Source organism: Sphingopyxis sp. Geo25, assembly GCF_949769135.1.
Classification (GTDB): Bacteria; Pseudomonadota; Alphaproteobacteria; order Sphingomonadales; family Sphingomonadaceae; genus Sphingopyxis.
The window spans coordinates 552,305-568,989 of the sequence record NZ_CATKOZ010000002.1; the positions used below are offsets into that span (position 1 = coordinate 552,305).

Consider the following 16,685-nt stretch of genomic DNA (forward strand, 5'->3'; position numbering starts at 1 on the left):
CAGAGATGATTCGTTCCTCGCGCCTTTTGCCCGGCCTGCTCATGGCCGCCGCGATGATTGCAGTGCCCGCGATCGCACCGCCGACGGCGTTTGCGGCCGACGAAGCGGCCGCTGAAAGCATCGGCGATGCGGTGGCGGAGAAATATGCCGCGCTGCTCGAACGCGACTATGTCTATCCCGAGACGGGGAAACGCTATGCCGCGGCGCTGCGCGCGGGGATCAAGGCCGGTCGCTACCGGACGCTGACCGGCGAGGCGCTGGGCGCGGCGATCGACGCCGATGTGAATGGGGTCGCGCCCGACGGCCATTTGCGGCTGCGCGTTCCCGAAGGCGCGGCGGCGGCGCCGGCCGCTTCCGGTGCTGCGGCGCCGACGACTCCGCGCCCGCGCAAGCCGCCGGTCGAGCAGGCGGGCTGGATCGCGCCGGGGATCGCCTTCATCCGCTTCAACCTGTTTCCCGACGATGCGGCGGTGACCGAGGCGGCGGCGAAATTCATGGCCGACCATGCCGATGCCAAGGCGATCATCTTCGATATCCGCAGTCACAATGGCGGCGGGCTCGAGCAGATGGACGTGATCTTTCCGTGGCTGTTCGCCGAGCCGACGCGGCTGGTGACGATGGCGACGCGCGCCTCGGTCGACGCCGAGGGCGGATCGCCGATCGACGGTGTCGCTTCGCTGCGCCTTGTGAAGGGCGACCCCGGCATGGTTGCGCGCGAGCATTGGGCGACGCCGAATGGCGACAAGAGGCTGCACAAGGCCAAGGTCTATGTGCTGACCTCGGGCGCGAGCGGATCGGCGGCCGAGCATTTCGCGCTGGCGATGAAGCACACGCATCGCGGCATCCTGGTCGGCGCGCCGACCGCGGGCGCCAATCATTTCGGGCGCGGCGAGGAATTGGGCGGCGGCTATGCGGCTTTTATCCCGGTCGGGCGCACCTATGACCCCGCGACCGGCAAGGATTGGGAAGGCGACGGCGTGCAGCCCGACATCGCGGTGCCGCCCGCCGACGCGCTGGTCCGGGCGCTGACCGACCTCGGCGTCGCGCCGGCGGAGGCGAAGACGCTGTCCGACGCGCATATGCCGGCGTGGCCGATGGAGCGGCGGAAACCGCGCGGGGCGCGCTGACCGCCGCTCCGCCGCCGCGCTATTTCTCGAGCGAGAAGCTGGTCGAGGAGAGGAATTTCCAGCCCCCGCCGCTGCGCACCAGCGTCTCGACGATTGCTTCCTTGCCCCAGTCGGGCTTGTCGGTGCCGCGCTGCGCGACGATGGTGAGCGCATAGGTCACGACCGCCGTGTTGCCGCTGAGTGAGATCGACTGCGGCGCCAGTTCATATTGCAGCACCTTGCCCTGCGAGTTCTGGAACTTGGTCCAGCGGACGGTCGCGTCCTTGCCGCGCGGGGCGGCGAATTCGGCCGACCACGTGACCATTTGCGGATCGGCGTATTCGGCGGGCCATTTGCCGTTCTGCGCGACATCGTCGACCCAGCTTTGCTGGACGAATTTCCACACTTCGCCCTGTTCGGCGGACCAGGTGGGCATCTGGGCGTGCGCCTGCGGCGCCGCGCCCATGAGCAGGAGGGCCGCCGAAGCGGCAAGCAATTTGATGGTCATGCGATTTCCCCGTCGTTGCCGGTCCCCGTATCGGGTGACCGAATCGTTCGCAAAAAAGCGCGAACTGCCCGCGGCCCGGCGGCAGGGAACCATGAATTGCACTGGCAGGCAAATGTCGGCGGTAAGTGACTGGAATCGCAGGATTTCGGGGCGGCACCGATCGCCTCATGCGCGCGCGACGCCGCCCGTCGTTCGCCCGTCCGTCGGCTTCGCATGTGTGTTGATCGAATAATACAGTAGGCGGCCGCGCGATTCATCTAGACCGGCGATGCATCCAATCGCCGCGTTGCTCGCGTCTAGCCGATGTCCAATCGACTCTCAGGGAGGTTCCTATGCCGATATCGCCATCACTCCGCCGCCGCTCGGCTTTTCTGGCCGCCTGCAGTCTCGCGCTCGGTGCCGTTGTCGCCTTGCCTGCGATGTCGGGCGTCGCGGGAGCGGCTCTTTCCCGGCCCGACCGCCCGGCCAGCGACATTGCGCAGGACGCGCTGCGCAAGCCGGCGATGATGATGAAATTCACGGGGGTCCGGCGCGGCCAGACGGTCGTCGAAATCCTGCCGGGCGCCGGCTATTTCACCCGCGTCTTTTCGAATGCCGTCGGGCCGACCGGCAAGGTCTATGCTGCCGCGTCGCGCGAGTCGGACGAACTCAAGGCGCTCGTTCGCGAACCCGGGCGCCAGAACATCAGCCTGCACGTCGGATCGCTTGCCGAGATCGCGCCCGCCGGTTCGGCAAACCTGGTGTGGACGTCGCGCAACTATCACGACCTCAAGGGATCGAAAGCACCCGCGGATGCGGCGGCAACGGTCAACAAGGCGGCCTTCGCAGCGCTGAAGCCCGGCGGCTATTATGTCGTGCTCGACCATAGCGCGGCCGCCGGATCGGGCTTTCGCGACGTCGACACGCTGCACCGCGCCGATGCGGACGCGGTGAAGGCCGAAGTGTTGCAGGCGGGCTTCGTCTTCGATTCTGAAAGCAAGCTGCTCGCGAACCCCGGCGACGACCGGAGCAAGCCGGTGTTCGATCCGGCGATCCAGGGCAAGACCGATCAGTTCGTCCTGCGGTTCCGCAAACCGAAATAAGCGCGGTCAGGCGGCGCTGGCGGCAAGACCGGTCAGCGCCGCCCCGTCGACGCGCATCACAGTCCATTCGTCCATCAGCTTCGCGCCGAGGCTTTGGTAGAAGCCGATCGACGGGGTGTTCCAGTCGAGCACCGACCATTCGAGGCGCGCGCAATCGCGTGTCACGCAGAGTGTCGCGAGATGCGCGAGCAGCGCCTTGCCGAGCCCCGAGCCGCGCGCGCCGGGGCGCACGAACAGATCCTCGAGGTAGATGCCGGGGCGCCCCTCGAAGGTCGAGAAATTGTGGAAGAAGAGCGCGAAGCCCTGCGGCTGCCCGTCGATCTCGCCGATGATCACCTCGGCATAAGGGCGCGGGCCGAAGAGTTTTGCGCCGAGCTTCGCCTCGTCGAAGCGGACCTCGTGCGCGAGCTTTTCATAGTCGGCGAGGTCGCGGATGAACTGCGCGATCAGCGGCAGGTCGGCGGGCGTGGCGGAGCGGATCGAGAGGGTCATGCCGCTGCTCTGTCGGGCGGCGGCGCGGCTGTCAAATACGCTTTCGCCCGCGCAGGATGAGCAGCGCGGCGATAATGAGCCCCGGCTGGCCGAGTACGGCGGGCGCGTCGGCCCAGAAGGTCGCGGGGCCGCAGATGCCGGCGGCGACCTCATAGAGATGGAGCAGGCCGTGCAGCGCCAGCCACAGCCCGCCGATGACCGCAGCGCGCCAGCGGAGGACCGGGTTCGTGGCGGCGTAGAGCAGGATCAGCCCCGACGCCGCATAGGCGAGGCCGATGTCGCGGATGAAATGGGCGTTCGGCGGACCGGTGGTGACGACGGTGGGGATGAAGACATACCAGTCGAGCGGCTTTGCCAGCATGAAGAGGCCGTTGGCGACCGTCGTGATGGCGGCGATCAGCAACAACAGTTGGACCAGCCGGTCGAGCGCGTCGAATTTTTCGGGCATGTGAGCCTCCCCCCGCGATGTTTTCGGTGATGCTAGAGGGTGCGGTCGGTGTTTCAAAGGCGATGTTGCGGTGGGGTGTCGGGTTTCGGGCGAGAGATGGCATTTGCGACCGTTCGGGATGCGATGGCAGGAGTCGACCGGAGGCTGGCCTGTCGTTCATCGTCACCCCGGACTTGATCCGGGGTCCATGACTTCGCCGCCGCCGTGGATCCCGGATCAAGTCCGGGATGACGAATGAGGATCAGCGAACGTCCGCTCACCACCCCAAACCCGCCGTAGGTGCACACCATGCCCAACACGGCGCTTCGGCGGAGTGCGGATCGCCAACTCGGTGGCGCTTCGTCTCAACACGGCTTGACGCTATCGGTGAACCGTGCAATTTCATCGACGAGTTGAAGTAGCTGGAGCGAAACCCCCATGCCTCAAGCGTCTCAATCCCCCCAAAGCGTATCGGTTCCCCCCATTCCCCCCGCCCGCGGCGGCGGCGAGCGTAGCCCCGGCGTCAAGCTGGTGATCGCGGTGCTGATCGCGGTCGCGCTGATGGTGCCCTTGCTGATGGTCTATGGCCTGCTCTGGGATCGCCAGCAGCAGGCCGAGACCGCGCAGGCGTCGATCGGGCAGGGCTGGGGCGGCCAGCAGACGATCGGCGGCCCGGTGATCGTGATCCCGTACCGCGCCACCGAAACGCAGACCGTGCAGGAAAATGGCCGCGACGTGACGCGGACGGTCAACACGATCCGGAATCTCTATCTGTCGCCGCAGGCGAACAAGGCCGAGGTCGCGATCAAGCCCGAGAAGCGCAAGAAGGCGATCTACGAGACCGTCGTCTATGAAAGCCAGATCGCGGGCAGCGCCGATTTCGTACTGCCCGCCGATATCGCGCGCTATGGCGTGACGCGCGAGGCGCTGATGCTCGACCGCGCCGAGGTGCGCCTCGGCGTCAGCGACGCGCGCGGGCTGGTCGACGGCAACAGCCTCGCGGTGAATGGCACGCCCGTGCCGCTGCAGCCGGGCAAGGGGCTCGCCTCGACGGGCAATTCGGGCACCTTCGCCTTCGTCGACTGGACCGCGGGCGCGCCGCTCAAGGTCGATTACAGGATCGGCGTGCGCGGGCTTGGCGATTTCAAGCTGATCCCGCGCGGCGTCGACACGCGCTGGACGGTCAAGTCGAGCTGGCCGAACCCGAGCTTCGGCGGCGATTTCCTGCCCGCGAAGCGCAGCGTGACGGCGAGCGGCTTCACCGCGACCTATGCCATCCCGAACCTCGCATTGGGTCAGGCGCAGGTGTTGACCGGCGACCTGTCGCCGCCGGTCGCAACCAATTACGGTACGCGTGATGCCTATGCCGTCGAGGTGTCGGCGCCCGCCGCGAACGATGGCAGCGGCACGATGGAGGCCTCGGGCGGCACCGCGAAGGCGATCGCGATCAGCCTGATCGAGCCCGTCGACCTGTACAGCCAGGTCGATCGCAGCATCAAATATGGCTTCCTGTTCATCGGCTTCACCTTTGTTGCCTTCCTGATGTTCGACATCATCGCGGGCGCGCGGGTTGCGGCGGCCGAATATCTGCTGACCGGGGTCGCGTTGGTGCTGTTCTTCGTGCTGCTGCTGGCGTTCGCGGAAGTGATCGGCTTCACGCCGGCCTATATGCTCGCGTCGGCAGGGATCATCGGGCTGCTCACCTTCTACAGCGCGGCGGTGCTGAAAAGCTGGAAGCGCGCGCGCTTCCTCGCGGCGATGCTGATCGGGCTCTATGCCTTGCTCTATGTGCTGCTCAACCTCGAAGCATACTCGTTGCTGATCGGGTCGGTGCTGATGTTCTTCGCGCTCGCGGGCGTGATGTACATGACGCGCAACATCGACTGGGGCGGGCTCGGCAAGAAGGAGGAGGTTGCGGCGGCGTAGGCGAAAAATCCTCCCTGTCGCGAAGCGATGGGGAGGTGGCAGCCCGCAGGGCTGACGGAGGGGCTGCCGCGTTGCGGCCCCTCCACCACCTTCGGTGGTCCCCCTCCCCACGACTTCGTCGCAGGGAGGATTTTTTACCGCCAGCGCAGATTGTGGGAGCCGAGATCCGCGAGGGTCTTGGCCCCCATCAGTTTCATGCCGCGCTCGATCTCGGCGCGAAGCAGGCCGACCGCGCGGCTGACGCCGTCCTCGCCCGCCGCGGCGAGCGCATAGAGATAGAGACGCCCGCCCGAGCAGGCTTTCGCGCCGACCGACAGCGCCTTCAGCACATGCGTGCCGCGCGTGATGCCGCCGTCGCAGATCACCTCGATCCGGTCGCCGACCGCGTCGACGATCTCGGCGAGGGCGTCGAAGGGCGCGATGCTGCCGTCGAGCTGGCGCCCGCCGTGGTTCGAGACCATGATCGCGGTCGCGCCGATATCGACCGCGCGCTTCGCATCCTCGACCGCGGCGATGCCCTTCAGGCAGAAGGGGCCGTTCCACTGCTTGCGGATCGCCTCGGCGCGCTTCCAGTCGAGGCTCTGGTCGAGCATCGAGGTGAAATATTCGGCGACCGATTTGGGGACGCTCGAGCCTTCGGAGACGTGCGTCGCAAGATTGGGCAGGCTGAATTTTTCGCGGAGGACATAGTTGAGGCCCCAGCCGGGCTTGATCGCATAGCTCAGCATGTTGCGCGCCGTGAAGCGCGGCGGCGAGGTGAACCCCGAGCGCAGGCAGCGTTCGCGGTTGCCGCCGACGATTGTGTCGACGGTGAGCGCGACGGCGTCGAATTTCGCATCGCGTGCGGCGTCGAGCATCGCCTTGTTGAGCCCCTCGTCGTGGTGGACGTAGAGCTGGAACAGCTTGGGGCCGTCGGTCAGCGCGCCCGCTTCGGCGAGGCTGATGGTGGCGAGGCTGGAGATACCGGCGACCGTGCCGGCGTTCGCTGCGGCGCGCAGCACGGCGCGTTCGCCCTGCCAGTGGAACAGGCGCTGGAGCGCGGTCGGCGAGAGGAAGAGCGGCATCGCCATCTCGCGCCCGAACAGCGTGGTCCGCATATCGATGCTCTCGACCCCGGCAAGGACGCGCGGAACGAGGTCGCAGCGGTCGAAGGCGTCGCGGTTGCGGCGGCGCGTCACCTCGTCGTCGGCGGCGCCATCGATATAGTCGAACACCGGCCAGGGCAGGCGGCGCTTCGCGAGCGCGCGGAAATCGTCGATATTGTGGCAGTCGGTCAGGCGCACCCCGGTTCCCCGTTCGTTGTTAAGTCAGAACACCGTCCGCGCGGCTACCGCACCCTTGGTCGCATAGCTGAAGCGCGGTTCGACCGGCAGCGCGGGGTCGAGGATATGCGCGGCGACACGCTTGCCCACCGCGGGTCCGTTCTTGAACCCGTGACCCGACCCGCCGCCGACCAGCCAGATGCGGTCCTGTCCGGGCAACCGGTCGATCAGATAGTCGCCGTTCGAGCTGTTCTCATACTGGCAGACGCGCGCCCCGATCAGCGGCGCGTGGGTGAGGCCGGGGAAGCGCTGCGCGAGATAGGCGCGCGCCTCGGCAATGCCTGCGGGGGTCGGGGCGCGGTCCTGCGTGTCGGGGTCGACGACGGGACCATGCACGTCGATCGCGATCTTGAATCCCGCGCCCTCGATGTCGGGGATGCCATAGACGATGCGGCCGTTGTTGAAGTCGGCCCAGACGGGAAGCTCGGCAGGGGTGAAGCGCGTGTCGCCCTGCGGCGCGCCGAAATGATAGACCTCCTGCCGCGTCGCGACGATCTTGCCGCCGAGCTGTTGCGGGAAGAGTTCGGCAAGCCAGGGGCCGGCGCAATAGACGAGATGGTCGGCGGTGCCGCCGTCGGGCAGACCGTGCTTGCGGATCTTCTTGGCGATCAAGGGGGCGGGCATGACGACGCGCTCGACCTCGACCTGCGCGTCGGCGATGACTTCCTGCACGCCGCGCCCGGCGATCAGCGCGCCGCCATCCTTTTCGAGGATGCCGGTCTCGCCCTGATAGAATTGGATCTGGCGCCAATTGTCCTGCAGCCAGCGCACGTCGCCATGATCATGATCGACGCGGTTCGCCTTGAACCAGTCGAGCGATTGCCGCGTGTAGCTGTCACCCTGCGGCGCGAACCAGAGGACGCCGGTGTTGTGGAAGATCGGCAGGCTCGCGGTGTCGGACAGGTCTTTCCAGTACGGAAGCGACTCCTTCGCCATGTCCGAGTAAATGGTGTCGGCGCCATAGCCCATGCGAATGACGCGGCTCTCGCCCCCCGACGAGGCGCGCCAGTGGCCCGCGCCATAGGCGTCGAACAGCCGGACCGACTTGCCCGCGCGGACGAGGTGCCACGCGGTCCACGCGCCGAATACGCCCGCGCCGATGATCGCGACATCGACGTGCTGGATCTTCGGGCGCGCGGGTTTGCGCTTTTTCGATGGACGCCCTTTGCGCTCGGCGGCGGCCGCGGTCGCGACAGGGAGCGCGGCAAGGCCAGTCAGTACGGCGCGGCGCGACGGCACGTCACCGGCCAACGGTCGCACCCTCGCTCTTCTTGTAATAGCGATAGCCGCCGATCCAGGTTTCGAGCGGGGTCATCTTGCGGATCTCGTCGGGGCTGGCGAGCAGCGGATCGGACTCGAGCATCACGAAGTCGGCGCGCATTCCGGGCATCAGCGTGCCGAGCCGGTCTTCGGCGAAGGCGGCATAAGCGGCGGTGCGCGTGAAGCCGTCGAGCGCGGTCTCGCGCGTCACCGTCTCCTCGGGGCGCCAGCCGCCAAGGGGCTGGCCCGCGGCGTCGGTGCGCGAAATCGCGGCGGCGATGCCGGGGAAGGGGTTGGCGCTCTCGACCGGCACGTCGGAGCCGAAGGCAAGGCGGACGCCGGCCTTTTCCATGCTGCGCCACGCATAGGCGCCCTTCAGCCGGTCGGGGCCGAGGCGGGCTTCGGCCATCATCCGGTCGCTGGTCTGGTGCACGGGTTGCATCGACGCAATGACCTTGAGCTCGGCGAATTTCGGGATGTCGAGCGGGTCGACGATCTGGGCATGTTCGATGCGCCAGCGGCGTTCGCCGGGCAGGTCGCGGGTGAGGTCGGCGATGGCGCTCAACGCCTCGGCATTGGCGGCGTCGCCGATCGCGTGGATCGCGACCTGAAACTTGTCCATCGAGGCGCGCACCATCTTGTTGCGGAGCTGCGCGGGAGTGAGCAGGGGCAGACCCTTCTGCCCCGGCGCGTCGCTGTACGGCGCCTTCAGCCACGCGCCGCGCGAGCCGAGCGCGCCGTCGAGATAGAGCTTCACCCCGACCATGCGCAGCTTGTCGTCGTAGAGCCACGGCGTCGGTTCGGACCCCGCGATGATTGCCATATTGTCGATGTCGCCACCGTAGGAGAGAATGCGCACCGCGAGCTGCTTCTTGTCCCCGGCGCGGCGGTACGCCTGCCATTCGGCGATCGTCGTGCCCATGTCGGCGATGCTCGTAATCCCCTGCGATATCAGCTTCTGCTGCGCGAGGAGGAAGGCGCGGTCGAGGTCGCGCGCCAGCGGCTTGGGCTTCGCGCCGTCGATCAGGCCCATCGCGGCGTCGACGAAGACACCCGAGGGTTTGCCGCCCGCCATTTCGATGCGGCCGCCCTCGGGAGCTTTGGTAGCGGCGGTAATCTTTGCGGCGGTCATGGCCGCCGTATTGGCCCAGCCGGCGTGGCCATCGACGCGTTCGAGCCAGACCGCGCGGTCGGGGACCGCGGCGTCGAGATCGGCGGCGGTCGGGAAACGGCCGAGCCCCCATTTTTCCTGATTCCAGCCGAAGCCAATGATCCACGGCATTTCGGGATTTTCGGCGGCATATTTGCGGATCGCCGCCTGTGCCTCGGCGAGACTGTTGGTGCCGCTGAGGTCGAGCAGCATCAACTGGAAGCCGAGGCCCATGACATGGCCATGCGCGTCGATCAGGCCGGGGATCAGCGTGCGGCCCTTGCCGTCTTCCTTGAAATCGGGGCGTTCGGGGCGCTTGTCCTTGCGGTCGAGGAGCTGCTTGACCTTGCCGTCGCTGCCGATGACGAGGCCGGTGAAGCGGACGAGCTTCCCGTCCTTGTCGAGCGTGATGCCGTTGACATTGTCGACGAGCGTGTCGGCGTGCGCGGGGGTTGAGATGGCCAGGGCGAGCAGGGCTAACAATCCCCTCCCGCAAGCGGGAGGGGCAGCGAGACTTGCGAGCTTGCTCGCTAGTCGCAGCGGGGTGGGCAGGATGCGAGGTAGGCTGGCCCTCCCCGCTGCAACTAGGCCCGGCTGCGCCGGACCGAGTTTCGCTGCCCCTCCCGCAAGCGGGAGGGGAGGGGTTTGTTCGATCCGGCGGCTCATTTCGGCAACCTCGTCACGAGCGAGCTGGTGTCGCGGCGGCCGTTGCCGAGTTTCTGCACATCGGCGTAGAATTGGTCGACGAGGCTGGCGACCGGCAAGGTCGCGCCGTTGACGCGCGCTTCCTCGATCGCGAGGCCCAGATCCTTGCGCATCCAGTCGACCGCGAAGCCGAAGTCGAATTCGTCCTTCGCCATCGTGCCCCAGCGGTTGAGCATCTGCCAGCTCGCCGCGGCGCCGCCCGACACCGCCTCGAACACCTTGTCGGTGTCGAGGCGCGAGGCCTGCGCGAAACGCAAGGCTTCGGAAAGACCCTGCAGCACGCCGGCGATCGCGATCTGGTTGACCATCTTCGTCGTCTGCCCCGCGCCGGGGCCGCCGATATGGACCATGCGCGCCGAATAGGATCGCATCACCGGCTCGGCCGCCGCGAAGGCGGCCTTGGTGCCGCCGCACATCGCCGACAGCGTGCCGTTCTGGGCGCCCGCCTCGCCGCCCGAGACGGGGGCATCGACGCAGAGCAGCCCAAGCCCGTCGGCCTCGACCGAGAGCTGGCGCGCGATGCGCGCGGAGACGGTCGTATGATCGATGAACAGCGCGCCCTTCTTCATCGCGCGAAAGGCGCCGTCGCGGCCGAGCGTCACCTGCGCGAGATCATCGTCGTTGCCGACGCAGGTCAGGACGACGTCGGCGTCTGCCGCGGCCGCGGCGGGGGTCGATGCCGCCGCGCCGCCATAGGTCGCGACCCAGGCATCGGCCTTCGACCGGGCGCGGTTATAGACGGTGAGGTCGTGCCCCGCCTTTGCGAGGTGCCCCGCCATCGGCCCGCCCATGACGCCGGTGCCGATGAAGCTGATGCGCAATTTCTGTTCGCTCATATGGGGTCCATAGCATTGTTTGCTTCGCGCGCCAGATGGGCTAGGGCCAGCCGCGTTATGACAGACCTCGCAACCGCTCCCGCTGCCGATCTTCCGGTGATCTCGCTCGACGATGTCCGTGCGGCTGCGGCGCGAATTAACGGCGCGGTCGTGCGGACGCCGACGCTGAAATCGCAGACGCTCTCCGAGCTGGTCGGCGCCGAAGTGTGGCTGAAGTTCGAGAATCTGCAATTCACGGCGGCGTACAAGGAGCGCGGCGCGCTCAACGCGCTGCTGCTGCTCAGCGACGAGGCGAAGGCGCGCGGCGCGATCGCGGCGTCGGCGGGCAATCACGCACAGGGCCTCGCCTATCATGGCAAGCGGCTCGGCGTGCCGGTGACGATCGTGATGCCGAAGACAACGCCGCAGGTGAAGGTGTCGCAGACCGCGAGCCACGGCGCGACGATCGTGCTGCACGGCGAGACGTTCGACGACGCCTATGCCCATGCGCGCGAACTGGAGGTCGAGCGCGGGCTGACCTTCGTCCACCCCTTCGACCATCCGCATGTCGCGGCGGGACAGGGGACCGTGGCGCTCGAAATGCTCGAGGATGTGCCCGAGATCGACACGCTGATCGTGCCGATCGGCGGCGGCGGGCTGCTCGCAGGGATGGGCACCGCGGCGCGCGGGATCAAGAACGACATGCGCCTCGTCGGTGTGCAGGCCGAGCTGTATCCGTCGATGTACGCCGAGCTCAACGGCGTCGACATGGCGTGCGAGGGCGACACGCTGGCCGAGGGTATCGCGGTCAAGGAACCGGGGTCTTACACCCGTAAGCTGGTCGCCGAACTCAACGACGATATCGTGCTGGTGGCCGAGCGGCACCTCGAGCGCGCAGTCAGCCTGCTGCTGCAGATCGAAAAGACGGTGGTCGAGGGCGCGGGCGCCGCGGGACTCGCGGCGATGCTGGCGCATCCCGAGGAATTTGCGGGGCGCAAGGTCGGGCTGGTTCTGACCGGCGGCAATATCGACACGCGGCTGCTCGCGAACGTGCTGCTGCGCGACCTTGCGCGGTCGGGCCGCATCGCACGCCTGCGCATCCGCCTGCAGGACCGCCCGGGCGCGCTGTTCAAGGTGATGAAGCTGTTCGACGAGAAACAGGTCAACATCATCGAAATCTATCACCAGCGTATCTTCACCACGCTGCCCGCCAAGGGCCTGATCACCGACATCGAATGCGAAGCGCGCGACCGCGAGCATCTCGACAGCCTCGTCGCCTCGCTGCGCGATGCGGGCTATATGGTGACGACGGTCGAGCTGGCGTGAAGGAATTCACCCGCGAGTTCGTCGCGACGCCCGAGAGCATCGACGAGCTTGGTCATGTCAACAATGCGGTGTGGGTCCAGTGGATCCAGCAGGTCGCGACGGGGCATTGGGACGCCGCTGCGCCGCAATCGCATAAGGACACTTTTGTCTGGGTCGTGGTGCGGCACGAGATCGACTATCTCCGCGCGCTCGGCCCCGGCGAGACGGTCACCGCGCGGACGTGGGTCGCCGACAAGCCGCAGGGCGCTAAGTTCGACCGCTTCATGGAATTCACCGGCGCGGACGGAAAGGTGCATGTCCGGGCACGGACGGTATGGGCGCTGCTCGACAAGGCGAGCGGTCGGCCGCTGCGCGTGACCGACGAGATTGTCGCGCCGTTTTTGGGGTAGGGCGGATTTGGCAGTGGATTCCAGACATTCGTCACCCCGGACTTGATCCGGGGTCCACGACTTCAACGCCGCGATGGATCCCGGATCAAGTCCGGGATGACGAAGAAAGGAATATCCTCCCTGCGGCGCAGCCGTGGGGAGGGGGACCGTCGCCGCAGGCGATGGTGGAGGGGCGGCAACGTCGCGCCATTTGCGCCTCCGTCAGCGCTTCGCACTGCCACCTCCCCATGGCTTCGCCACGGGGAGGAACCAAACGGCAACCTCCGGTCGCAACCCGCCGTTCGCTCTAGCGCTCGCTGATGATCCGCCGCCGTTCGATCCAGCCTTCGGCGCAGGTCGAGCCCGCACGCGCCGGGCGGCTGCCGATGCCGCCGCAGCTGTGGCGGCGGTCGGCGAAGCGGACGAAGATCCATACGCCCCGCGACCCGCAGAGAAAAACGGGCTGACCGGGCTTTACCCGCGCGGTGCGGCGGGCGCCGGGCGAGGGGGCGAGCGACACCCAGATACGCGTTTCGCGCGGATCGCCCGCGATCCGGCCGAGCGAGCACGCCGGCGCGGGAGCGCCCTGCATCATCAGGGCGATCGCGGCGGTCGTGACGGTCAGCATGGAATCATTGTCCTTCGAAGGGGGGAGACGCCGCCGCTTGCCCGATCAACCTATCTCTTCGGTTAACGCCTTGACGATAGCCGCCACAGACGTCGGCGCATAGGCGAAGCCCATGTGGCCGCAATCGACCTCGACCTGCCGGTCGCTTTCGTGCGGCGCCCCGCGCGCGCTGTTCACCGCGATCACGCCGTCGTGCCGCGACCAGAGCGCGAAGGTCGGCATCGAGGGGCGCGGCGCCGGGTGGAAGTCGATCGGCGGATTGTCGACCGGGTGGCGCGCGACGAGATGGTACAGCCGCCAGGCGCGGTTGGCGCGTCGGCTGCCCGAAAAAGGCGAACCGAGCGTCACGACGCGCGCGACCTTGTCGGGATGATGCTTGGCATATTCGCGTGCGTAGATGCCGCCGAGGCTCCAGCCGACGAGCGCGGGGGCATAACCGGTGCGGTCGATGATCCACTGCACGCGGCTGTCGATGCGCTCGATGATGTCAGGAGTCGCGCCGCGATTGAAGCCGAGGCCCCAGGCGTAGCAGCGAAACCCTGCGCGGCGGAGGTCGCCGCGCAGCGCTTTGGTGGCCCAGTCGCCCGAAAGGAAACCGGGCAGCACCATCACCGGCGGATGCTCGCTGTCGGGATTGGGTTCGGGCGGCATCGGCCGGATACGGCCGGCGATCGCGCGCAGCAGCGCCCCGACCTCGCGCCACAGCAGCGAGAGCGGCGGGGGCGCGTCGGGATCGGGAATGCGCGCGGGCCATTCGGCGCGCCGGGTGAGGAAGCCGCGGATCATTATTGGCGCCTATACCAGATTTTGTGCCCCTGCGAAGACGGGGGCACGGCACGGCTCATCCCTTGGGAACCAGCCGCAGCAGCTTGCCGTCTTCGCCATCGGTCAGCAGCCAGATCGACCCGTCGTCGCGCACCGCGACCTCGCGGATGCGGGTGCCGAAATCCCAGCGGTCGGATTTGTGAAGCGTGTCGCCGTCGATCGCCATCCGGATCAAACCCTCGCCCGACAAGGCGCCCATCAGCAGGCTGTTCTTCCAGCCGGGATAGAGATCGCCGCCGTACCACACGAGCCCGGCGGGCGAGACCGACGGGTTCCACCACAGTTTGGGCGCCGCGAATTCGGGGCGGGTCGGATGATCGGGGATGTCGCGGCCGTCATAATGGTTGCCGTTCGATACGATCGGATAGCCATAATTCGCTTTTGCCTCGACCAGATTGACCTCGTCGCCGCCCTTCGGCCCCATTTCCTGCTGCCAGAGCTTGCCCGTGCCGTCGAAGGCGAGGCCGAGAATGTTGCGGTGGCCGAGCGACCAGATCTGCGCGGTCACGCCGCCTTGCGCGGCAAAGGGATTGTCGGCGGGGATGCTGCCATCGGGATTGAGGCGGACGATCTTGCCGAGATTGGACTTCATGTCCTGCGCGGGATCGAACTTCTGCCGCTCGCCCGAACCGATGAAGAGATATCGGCCGTCGGGCGAGAAGGCGAGGCGGTGCGAATAATGACCGCGGCCGGTAACTTTGGGATCCTGCTTCCAGATGATCTGCAGGCCGTCGAGGTGCGGCGCGGCGCCCTGTACGAGGTTCGCCCTGGCGACGACCGCGCCTGCGGTGCCGCCTTCGCCGGCTTCCGCCCAGCTGAGGTAGATCGCGCCGCTGGTCGCGAAGTCGGGCGCGAGGATCACGTCGCCGAAGCCGCCCTGACCGCCATAGGCGACTGCGGGAACCCCCGCGACGTCAAGCGTCGGGCCGTCCTCCTGCCACAGTTTGAGCTTGCCCGACCTCTCGGTGACGAGCGCCTGCTTGCCGCGCGGCAGGAAGGTCATCGCCCAGGGTTCGTCGAAGCGGGCGATCTCGCGGACCGCGAAGGGCGCTTCGGTGAGCGGGGCCGCGGGCTGTGCGCCCGAAGCGTCGAGGCTCACGCTGTCGGCGGGCGCGGCGTTGCTTGTCGTGCCGGCCGAGCAGGCGGCAACGATCATCGCCGCGGAGAGGGCGGCGGCGGAGATTGTCTTCATGGATTGGCTCGCTTTGCTGGGGGGAGGCAGAGAATCTAGTGTGGCGCGCCCCGGCGGCAATGTCGAGAGGGGGTCAGCCGCCCGACGCCTCGCGGCGCGCGGTGATTTCCTCGACGCTGTCCATGATCGCGTCGATCGCCTCGCTTGCGGGCGGGGCATCGGCGCGCTTCTGCGAGAACTGGCCGCTGTCCATGATCGCCTCGAGCGCCGAACGCGCGCGCGACACGCGGCTCTTCATCGTGCCGAGCGCGCAGTCGCAGATGCTCGCGGCTTCCTCGTAGGACATGCCGCCGGCGCCGACGAGGATCAGCGCCTCGCGCTGGTCCTGCGGCAATTCCATCAGCGCGCGTTGCAGGTCGGTCATCTCGCCGGCGTCCTCCTGGCTCGCTGGGGTCGACAGCGTGCGTTCGACCGCAACCTCGTCATAGTCGCCGTGAAATTTGTTACGCCGCATCTGCGACAGGAAGGTGTTGCGCAGGATGACAAAGGTCCACGCCTTGATCGACGTGCCGCGCTCGAAGCGCTCGCGCGAGGCCCAGGCCTTGACCATCGTGTCCTGCGTGAGATCGTCCGCAAGGTCGGGGTTGCCCGACAGGCTGCGGCCATAGGCGCGCAAATGGGGAATGACGCCCGCCAGCAGGGCCTTGAACTCGCTGTCCGAAAGGGAGCTATTGTCCTGCGGCAGCGGCGCAGTGCTGGTTCGCGCCATTATTGTTCGGGGCTCTCGTGGTCGAGCTTCGCAAGCAGGTCGAGCATATCGGCGGGCAATTGTTCGGCGACGATATTGCCGTAGATCATCCGCAGCTTGGCGCTCACCGGCTCGGGCGACTGGCGGCCCGTCAGCGTACGGTGCCACTGGTCGCTGCCGGTGCCGGGGAAGCTGCCGTTCGACCGGCGCGGTTCATCCTGCCCGATGACAGGGCGGTCCTTTCCGTTGAACCTGTTGTTGCCGTGCGTAGCCATGCCGAAGCAACGACGGAATGCGCCGCTGGTTCCCGCTTTGGTTGTTTTTTGCGACGAACGCGTTGCCATGAAGCAACACTGCTCTTATTCGGACCGGCGTGAGGGGTCACATCTTTCCCGGCCCATGCCCGGGAAACAGGAGCGTGACCACCTTGATTTCAGTGATTTACGTCAGCGTCGCCGATCCGTTGATCCGCGAAGAAGATATTGCCGCAATTCTGCTGAGCGCCCGGCGCAACAATAGGCGGGACGGACTCACCGGCGCGCTCATCTATAATGGCCATAATTTCATGCAGCTGCTCGAAGGTCCGGCGCGCGAGGTCGATGCGTGCCTCGATACGATCCGGGGCGACGCGCGCCACAGCGGAATGGTCGAGGTGAGGCGCCGCGCGATCGACGTTCGCGAGTTCGCCGAATGGTCGATGCTCTATTGTCCCGGCTTCGAGGGATATGACGAGGATCTGGCCCGACTTGCCGCGAACCGCCGGCTCGATCCGCAGGACGAGCGGATGATGGCAAACTTCATTGCGCTGGGCCGTCGCCGCGCGACATTCTGACCTGCGCTACCCTTGCATTGAAGTTTCAAGGCG

18 protein-coding genes are annotated in these 16,685 nt (G+C 67.2%); 6 read left to right on the forward strand and 12 right to left on the reverse strand.

All coding sequences use genetic code 11. The features are described from left to right. Positions 1-5 precede the first annotated feature (5 nt). Positions 6-1,127, forward strand: a complete 1,122-nt coding sequence (locus QOL68_RS09915) for a S41 family peptidase (RefSeq protein ID WP_282948497.1) — start codon at positions 6-8, stop codon at positions 1,125-1,127. A gap of 19 nt (positions 1,128-1,146) precedes the next feature. Here QOL68_RS09915 and QOL68_RS09920 read toward each other — a convergent pair whose 3' ends face one another. Next, positions 1,147-1,614 carry a nuclear transport factor 2 family protein gene (locus tag QOL68_RS09920; protein WP_282948495.1) on the reverse strand — a complete coding sequence of 156 codons (468 nt, stop codon included), beginning with the start codon at positions 1,612-1,614 and terminating at the stop codon, positions 1,147-1,149. Positions 1,615-1,946: 332 nt separating this feature from the next. On the opposite strand from QOL68_RS09920, the gene QOL68_RS09925 reads away from it, so the two are divergent. Then, positions 1,947-2,696 carry a class I SAM-dependent methyltransferase gene (locus tag QOL68_RS09925; RefSeq protein WP_282948493.1) on the forward strand — a complete coding sequence of 250 codons (750 nt, stop codon included), beginning with the start codon at positions 1,947-1,949 and terminating at the stop codon, positions 2,694-2,696. Positions 2,697-2,702: 6 nt separating this feature from the next. Here QOL68_RS09925 and QOL68_RS09930 read toward each other — a convergent pair whose 3' ends face one another. Then, the gene (locus tag QOL68_RS09930; RefSeq protein ID WP_058457474.1) at positions 2,703-3,188 is read right to left on the reverse strand and encodes a GNAT family N-acetyltransferase; all 486 of its coding nucleotides are present in this window, start codon (positions 3,186-3,188) and stop codon (positions 2,703-2,705) included. Between the two features lie 31 nt (positions 3,189-3,219). After that, positions 3,220-3,636: a hypothetical protein gene (locus tag QOL68_RS09935; protein WP_282948490.1), complete on the reverse strand. Its 417-nt coding sequence runs from the start codon at positions 3,634-3,636 to the stop codon at positions 3,220-3,222. A gap of 417 nt (positions 3,637-4,053) precedes the next feature. On the opposite strand from QOL68_RS09935, the gene creD reads away from it, so the two are divergent. Continuing rightward, positions 4,054-5,541: a cell envelope integrity protein CreD gene (gene creD / locus QOL68_RS09940; RefSeq protein WP_282948489.1), complete on the forward strand. Its 1,488-nt coding sequence runs from the start codon at positions 4,054-4,056 to the stop codon at positions 5,539-5,541. Positions 5,542-5,675: 134 nt separating this feature from the next. Here the strand turns inward: creD and QOL68_RS09945 are convergent, their stop codons facing one another. The 4 genes from QOL68_RS09945 to QOL68_RS09960 all read right to left on the reverse strand — a co-directional run bounded on the left by QOL68_RS09945 (position 5,676) and on the right by QOL68_RS09960 (position 10,814). Next, entirely contained in the window at positions 5,676-6,824 is a 1,149-nt protein-coding gene (locus QOL68_RS09945) for an alpha-hydroxy acid oxidase (RefSeq protein ID WP_282948488.1), read from the reverse strand. A 24-nt stretch (positions 6,825-6,848) separates the two neighbouring features. Further along, positions 6,849-8,123 (reverse strand): FAD-dependent oxidoreductase, encoded by a 1,275-nt coding sequence (locus QOL68_RS09950; protein WP_282948486.1) that lies wholly within the window; start codon positions 8,121-8,123, stop codon positions 6,849-6,851. Continuing rightward, positions 8,104-9,756 carry an amidohydrolase gene (locus QOL68_RS09955; RefSeq protein WP_282948484.1) on the reverse strand — a complete coding sequence of 551 codons (1,653 nt, stop codon included), beginning with the start codon at positions 9,754-9,756 and terminating at the stop codon, positions 8,104-8,106. Before QOL68_RS09955 ends, QOL68_RS09950 begins: the two co-directional genes overlap by 20 nt. A 179-nt stretch (positions 9,757-9,935) precedes the next feature. Then, on the reverse strand, positions 9,936-10,814 hold the full coding sequence (locus QOL68_RS09960) for an NAD(P)-dependent oxidoreductase (protein WP_282948482.1): 879 nt from the start codon (positions 10,812-10,814) through the stop codon (positions 9,936-9,938). Positions 10,815-10,871: 57 nt separating this feature from the next. Here QOL68_RS09960 and QOL68_RS09965 point away from each other — a divergent pair, with 57 nt between their 5' ends. Both QOL68_RS09965 and QOL68_RS09970 read left to right on the forward strand, forming a co-directional pair. Then, positions 10,872-12,119, forward strand: coding sequence for a threonine ammonia-lyase (locus QOL68_RS09965; protein WP_282948480.1), 1,248 nt, complete (start codon positions 10,872-10,874; stop codon positions 12,117-12,119). Continuing rightward, complete coding sequence (locus QOL68_RS09970; RefSeq protein WP_282948478.1) at positions 12,116-12,508, forward strand: acyl-CoA thioesterase; 393 nt, start codon at positions 12,116-12,118, stop codon at positions 12,506-12,508. The genes QOL68_RS09965 and QOL68_RS09970 overlap by 4 nt, the downstream gene beginning before the upstream one ends. 286 nt (positions 12,509-12,794) lie before the next feature. Here QOL68_RS09970 and QOL68_RS09975 read toward each other — a convergent pair whose 3' ends face one another. From QOL68_RS09975 to QOL68_RS09995, 5 genes are all read right to left on the reverse strand, one after another. Further along, positions 12,795-13,115, reverse strand: coding sequence for a hypothetical protein (locus QOL68_RS09975; RefSeq protein ID WP_282948476.1), 321 nt, complete (start codon positions 13,113-13,115; stop codon positions 12,795-12,797). Between the two features lie 45 nt (positions 13,116-13,160). Further along, complete coding sequence (locus QOL68_RS09980; protein WP_282948474.1) at positions 13,161-13,901, reverse strand: esterase/lipase family protein; 741 nt, start codon at positions 13,899-13,901, stop codon at positions 13,161-13,163. 55 nt (positions 13,902-13,956) lie between these two features. Next, complete coding sequence (locus tag QOL68_RS09985) at positions 13,957-15,132, reverse strand: PQQ-dependent sugar dehydrogenase (protein ID WP_282948472.1); 1,176 nt, start codon at positions 15,130-15,132, stop codon at positions 13,957-13,959. Between the two features lie 73 nt (positions 15,133-15,205). Continuing rightward, on the reverse strand, positions 15,206-15,841 hold the full coding sequence (locus tag QOL68_RS09990) for a sigma-70 family RNA polymerase sigma factor (protein WP_282948470.1): 636 nt from the start codon (positions 15,839-15,841) through the stop codon (positions 15,206-15,208). Beyond that, positions 15,841-16,095 carry a hypothetical protein gene (locus QOL68_RS09995; protein WP_058457314.1) on the reverse strand — a complete coding sequence of 85 codons (255 nt, stop codon included), beginning with the start codon at positions 16,093-16,095 and terminating at the stop codon, positions 15,841-15,843. Before QOL68_RS09995 ends, QOL68_RS09990 begins: the two co-directional genes overlap by 1 nt. Positions 16,096-16,238: 143 nt before the next feature. On the opposite strand from QOL68_RS09995, the gene QOL68_RS10000 reads away from it, so the two are divergent. Further along, positions 16,239-16,652: a BLUF domain-containing protein gene (locus QOL68_RS10000; protein ID WP_282948468.1), complete on the forward strand. Its 414-nt coding sequence runs from the start codon at positions 16,239-16,241 to the stop codon at positions 16,650-16,652. Positions 16,653-16,685 lie beyond the last annotated feature (33 nt).

What these genes read in the sequence shown, in the direction of transcription:
- creD (WP_282948489.1), top strand. Translation starts at nt 4,054, where the DNA reads ATGCCTCAAGCGTCTCAATCCCCCCAAAGCGTATCGGTTCCCCCCATT.
- QOL68_RS09930 (WP_058457474.1), bottom strand. Translation starts at nt 3,188, where the DNA reads ATGACCCTCTCGATCCGCTCCGCCACGCCCGCCGACCTGCCGCTGATC.
- QOL68_RS09975 (WP_282948476.1), bottom strand. Translation starts at nt 13,115, where the DNA reads ATGCTGACCGTCACGACCGCCGCGATCGCCCTGATGATGCAGGGCGCT.
- QOL68_RS09935 (WP_282948490.1), bottom strand. Translation starts at nt 3,636, where the DNA reads ATGCCCGAAAAATTCGACGCGCTCGACCGGCTGGTCCAACTGTTGTTG.
- QOL68_RS09925 (WP_282948493.1), top strand. Translation starts at nt 1,947, where the DNA reads ATGCCGATATCGCCATCACTCCGCCGCCGCTCGGCTTTTCTGGCCGCC.
- QOL68_RS09915 (WP_282948497.1), top strand. Translation starts at nt 6, where the DNA reads ATGATTCGTTCCTCGCGCCTTTTGCCCGGCCTGCTCATGGCCGCCGCG.
- QOL68_RS09990 (WP_282948470.1), bottom strand. Translation starts at nt 15,841, where the DNA reads ATGGCGCGAACCAGCACTGCGCCGCTGCCGCAGGACAATAGCTCCCTT.
- QOL68_RS09920 (WP_282948495.1), bottom strand. Translation starts at nt 1,614, where the DNA reads ATGACCATCAAATTGCTTGCCGCTTCGGCGGCCCTCCTGCTCATGGGC.
- QOL68_RS09980 (WP_282948474.1), bottom strand. Translation starts at nt 13,901, where the DNA reads ATGATCCGCGGCTTCCTCACCCGGCGCGCCGAATGGCCCGCGCGCATT.
- QOL68_RS09985 (WP_282948472.1), bottom strand. Translation starts at nt 15,132, where the DNA reads ATGAAGACAATCTCCGCCGCCGCCCTCTCCGCGGCGATGATCGTTGCC.
- QOL68_RS09995 (WP_058457314.1), bottom strand. Translation starts at nt 16,095, where the DNA reads ATGGCTACGCACGGCAACAACAGGTTCAACGGAAAGGACCGCCCTGTC.
- QOL68_RS09965 (WP_282948480.1), top strand. Translation starts at nt 10,872, where the DNA reads ATGACAGACCTCGCAACCGCTCCCGCTGCCGATCTTCCGGTGATCTCG.
- QOL68_RS09960 (WP_282948482.1), bottom strand. Translation starts at nt 10,814, where the DNA reads ATGAGCGAACAGAAATTGCGCATCAGCTTCATCGGCACCGGCGTCATG.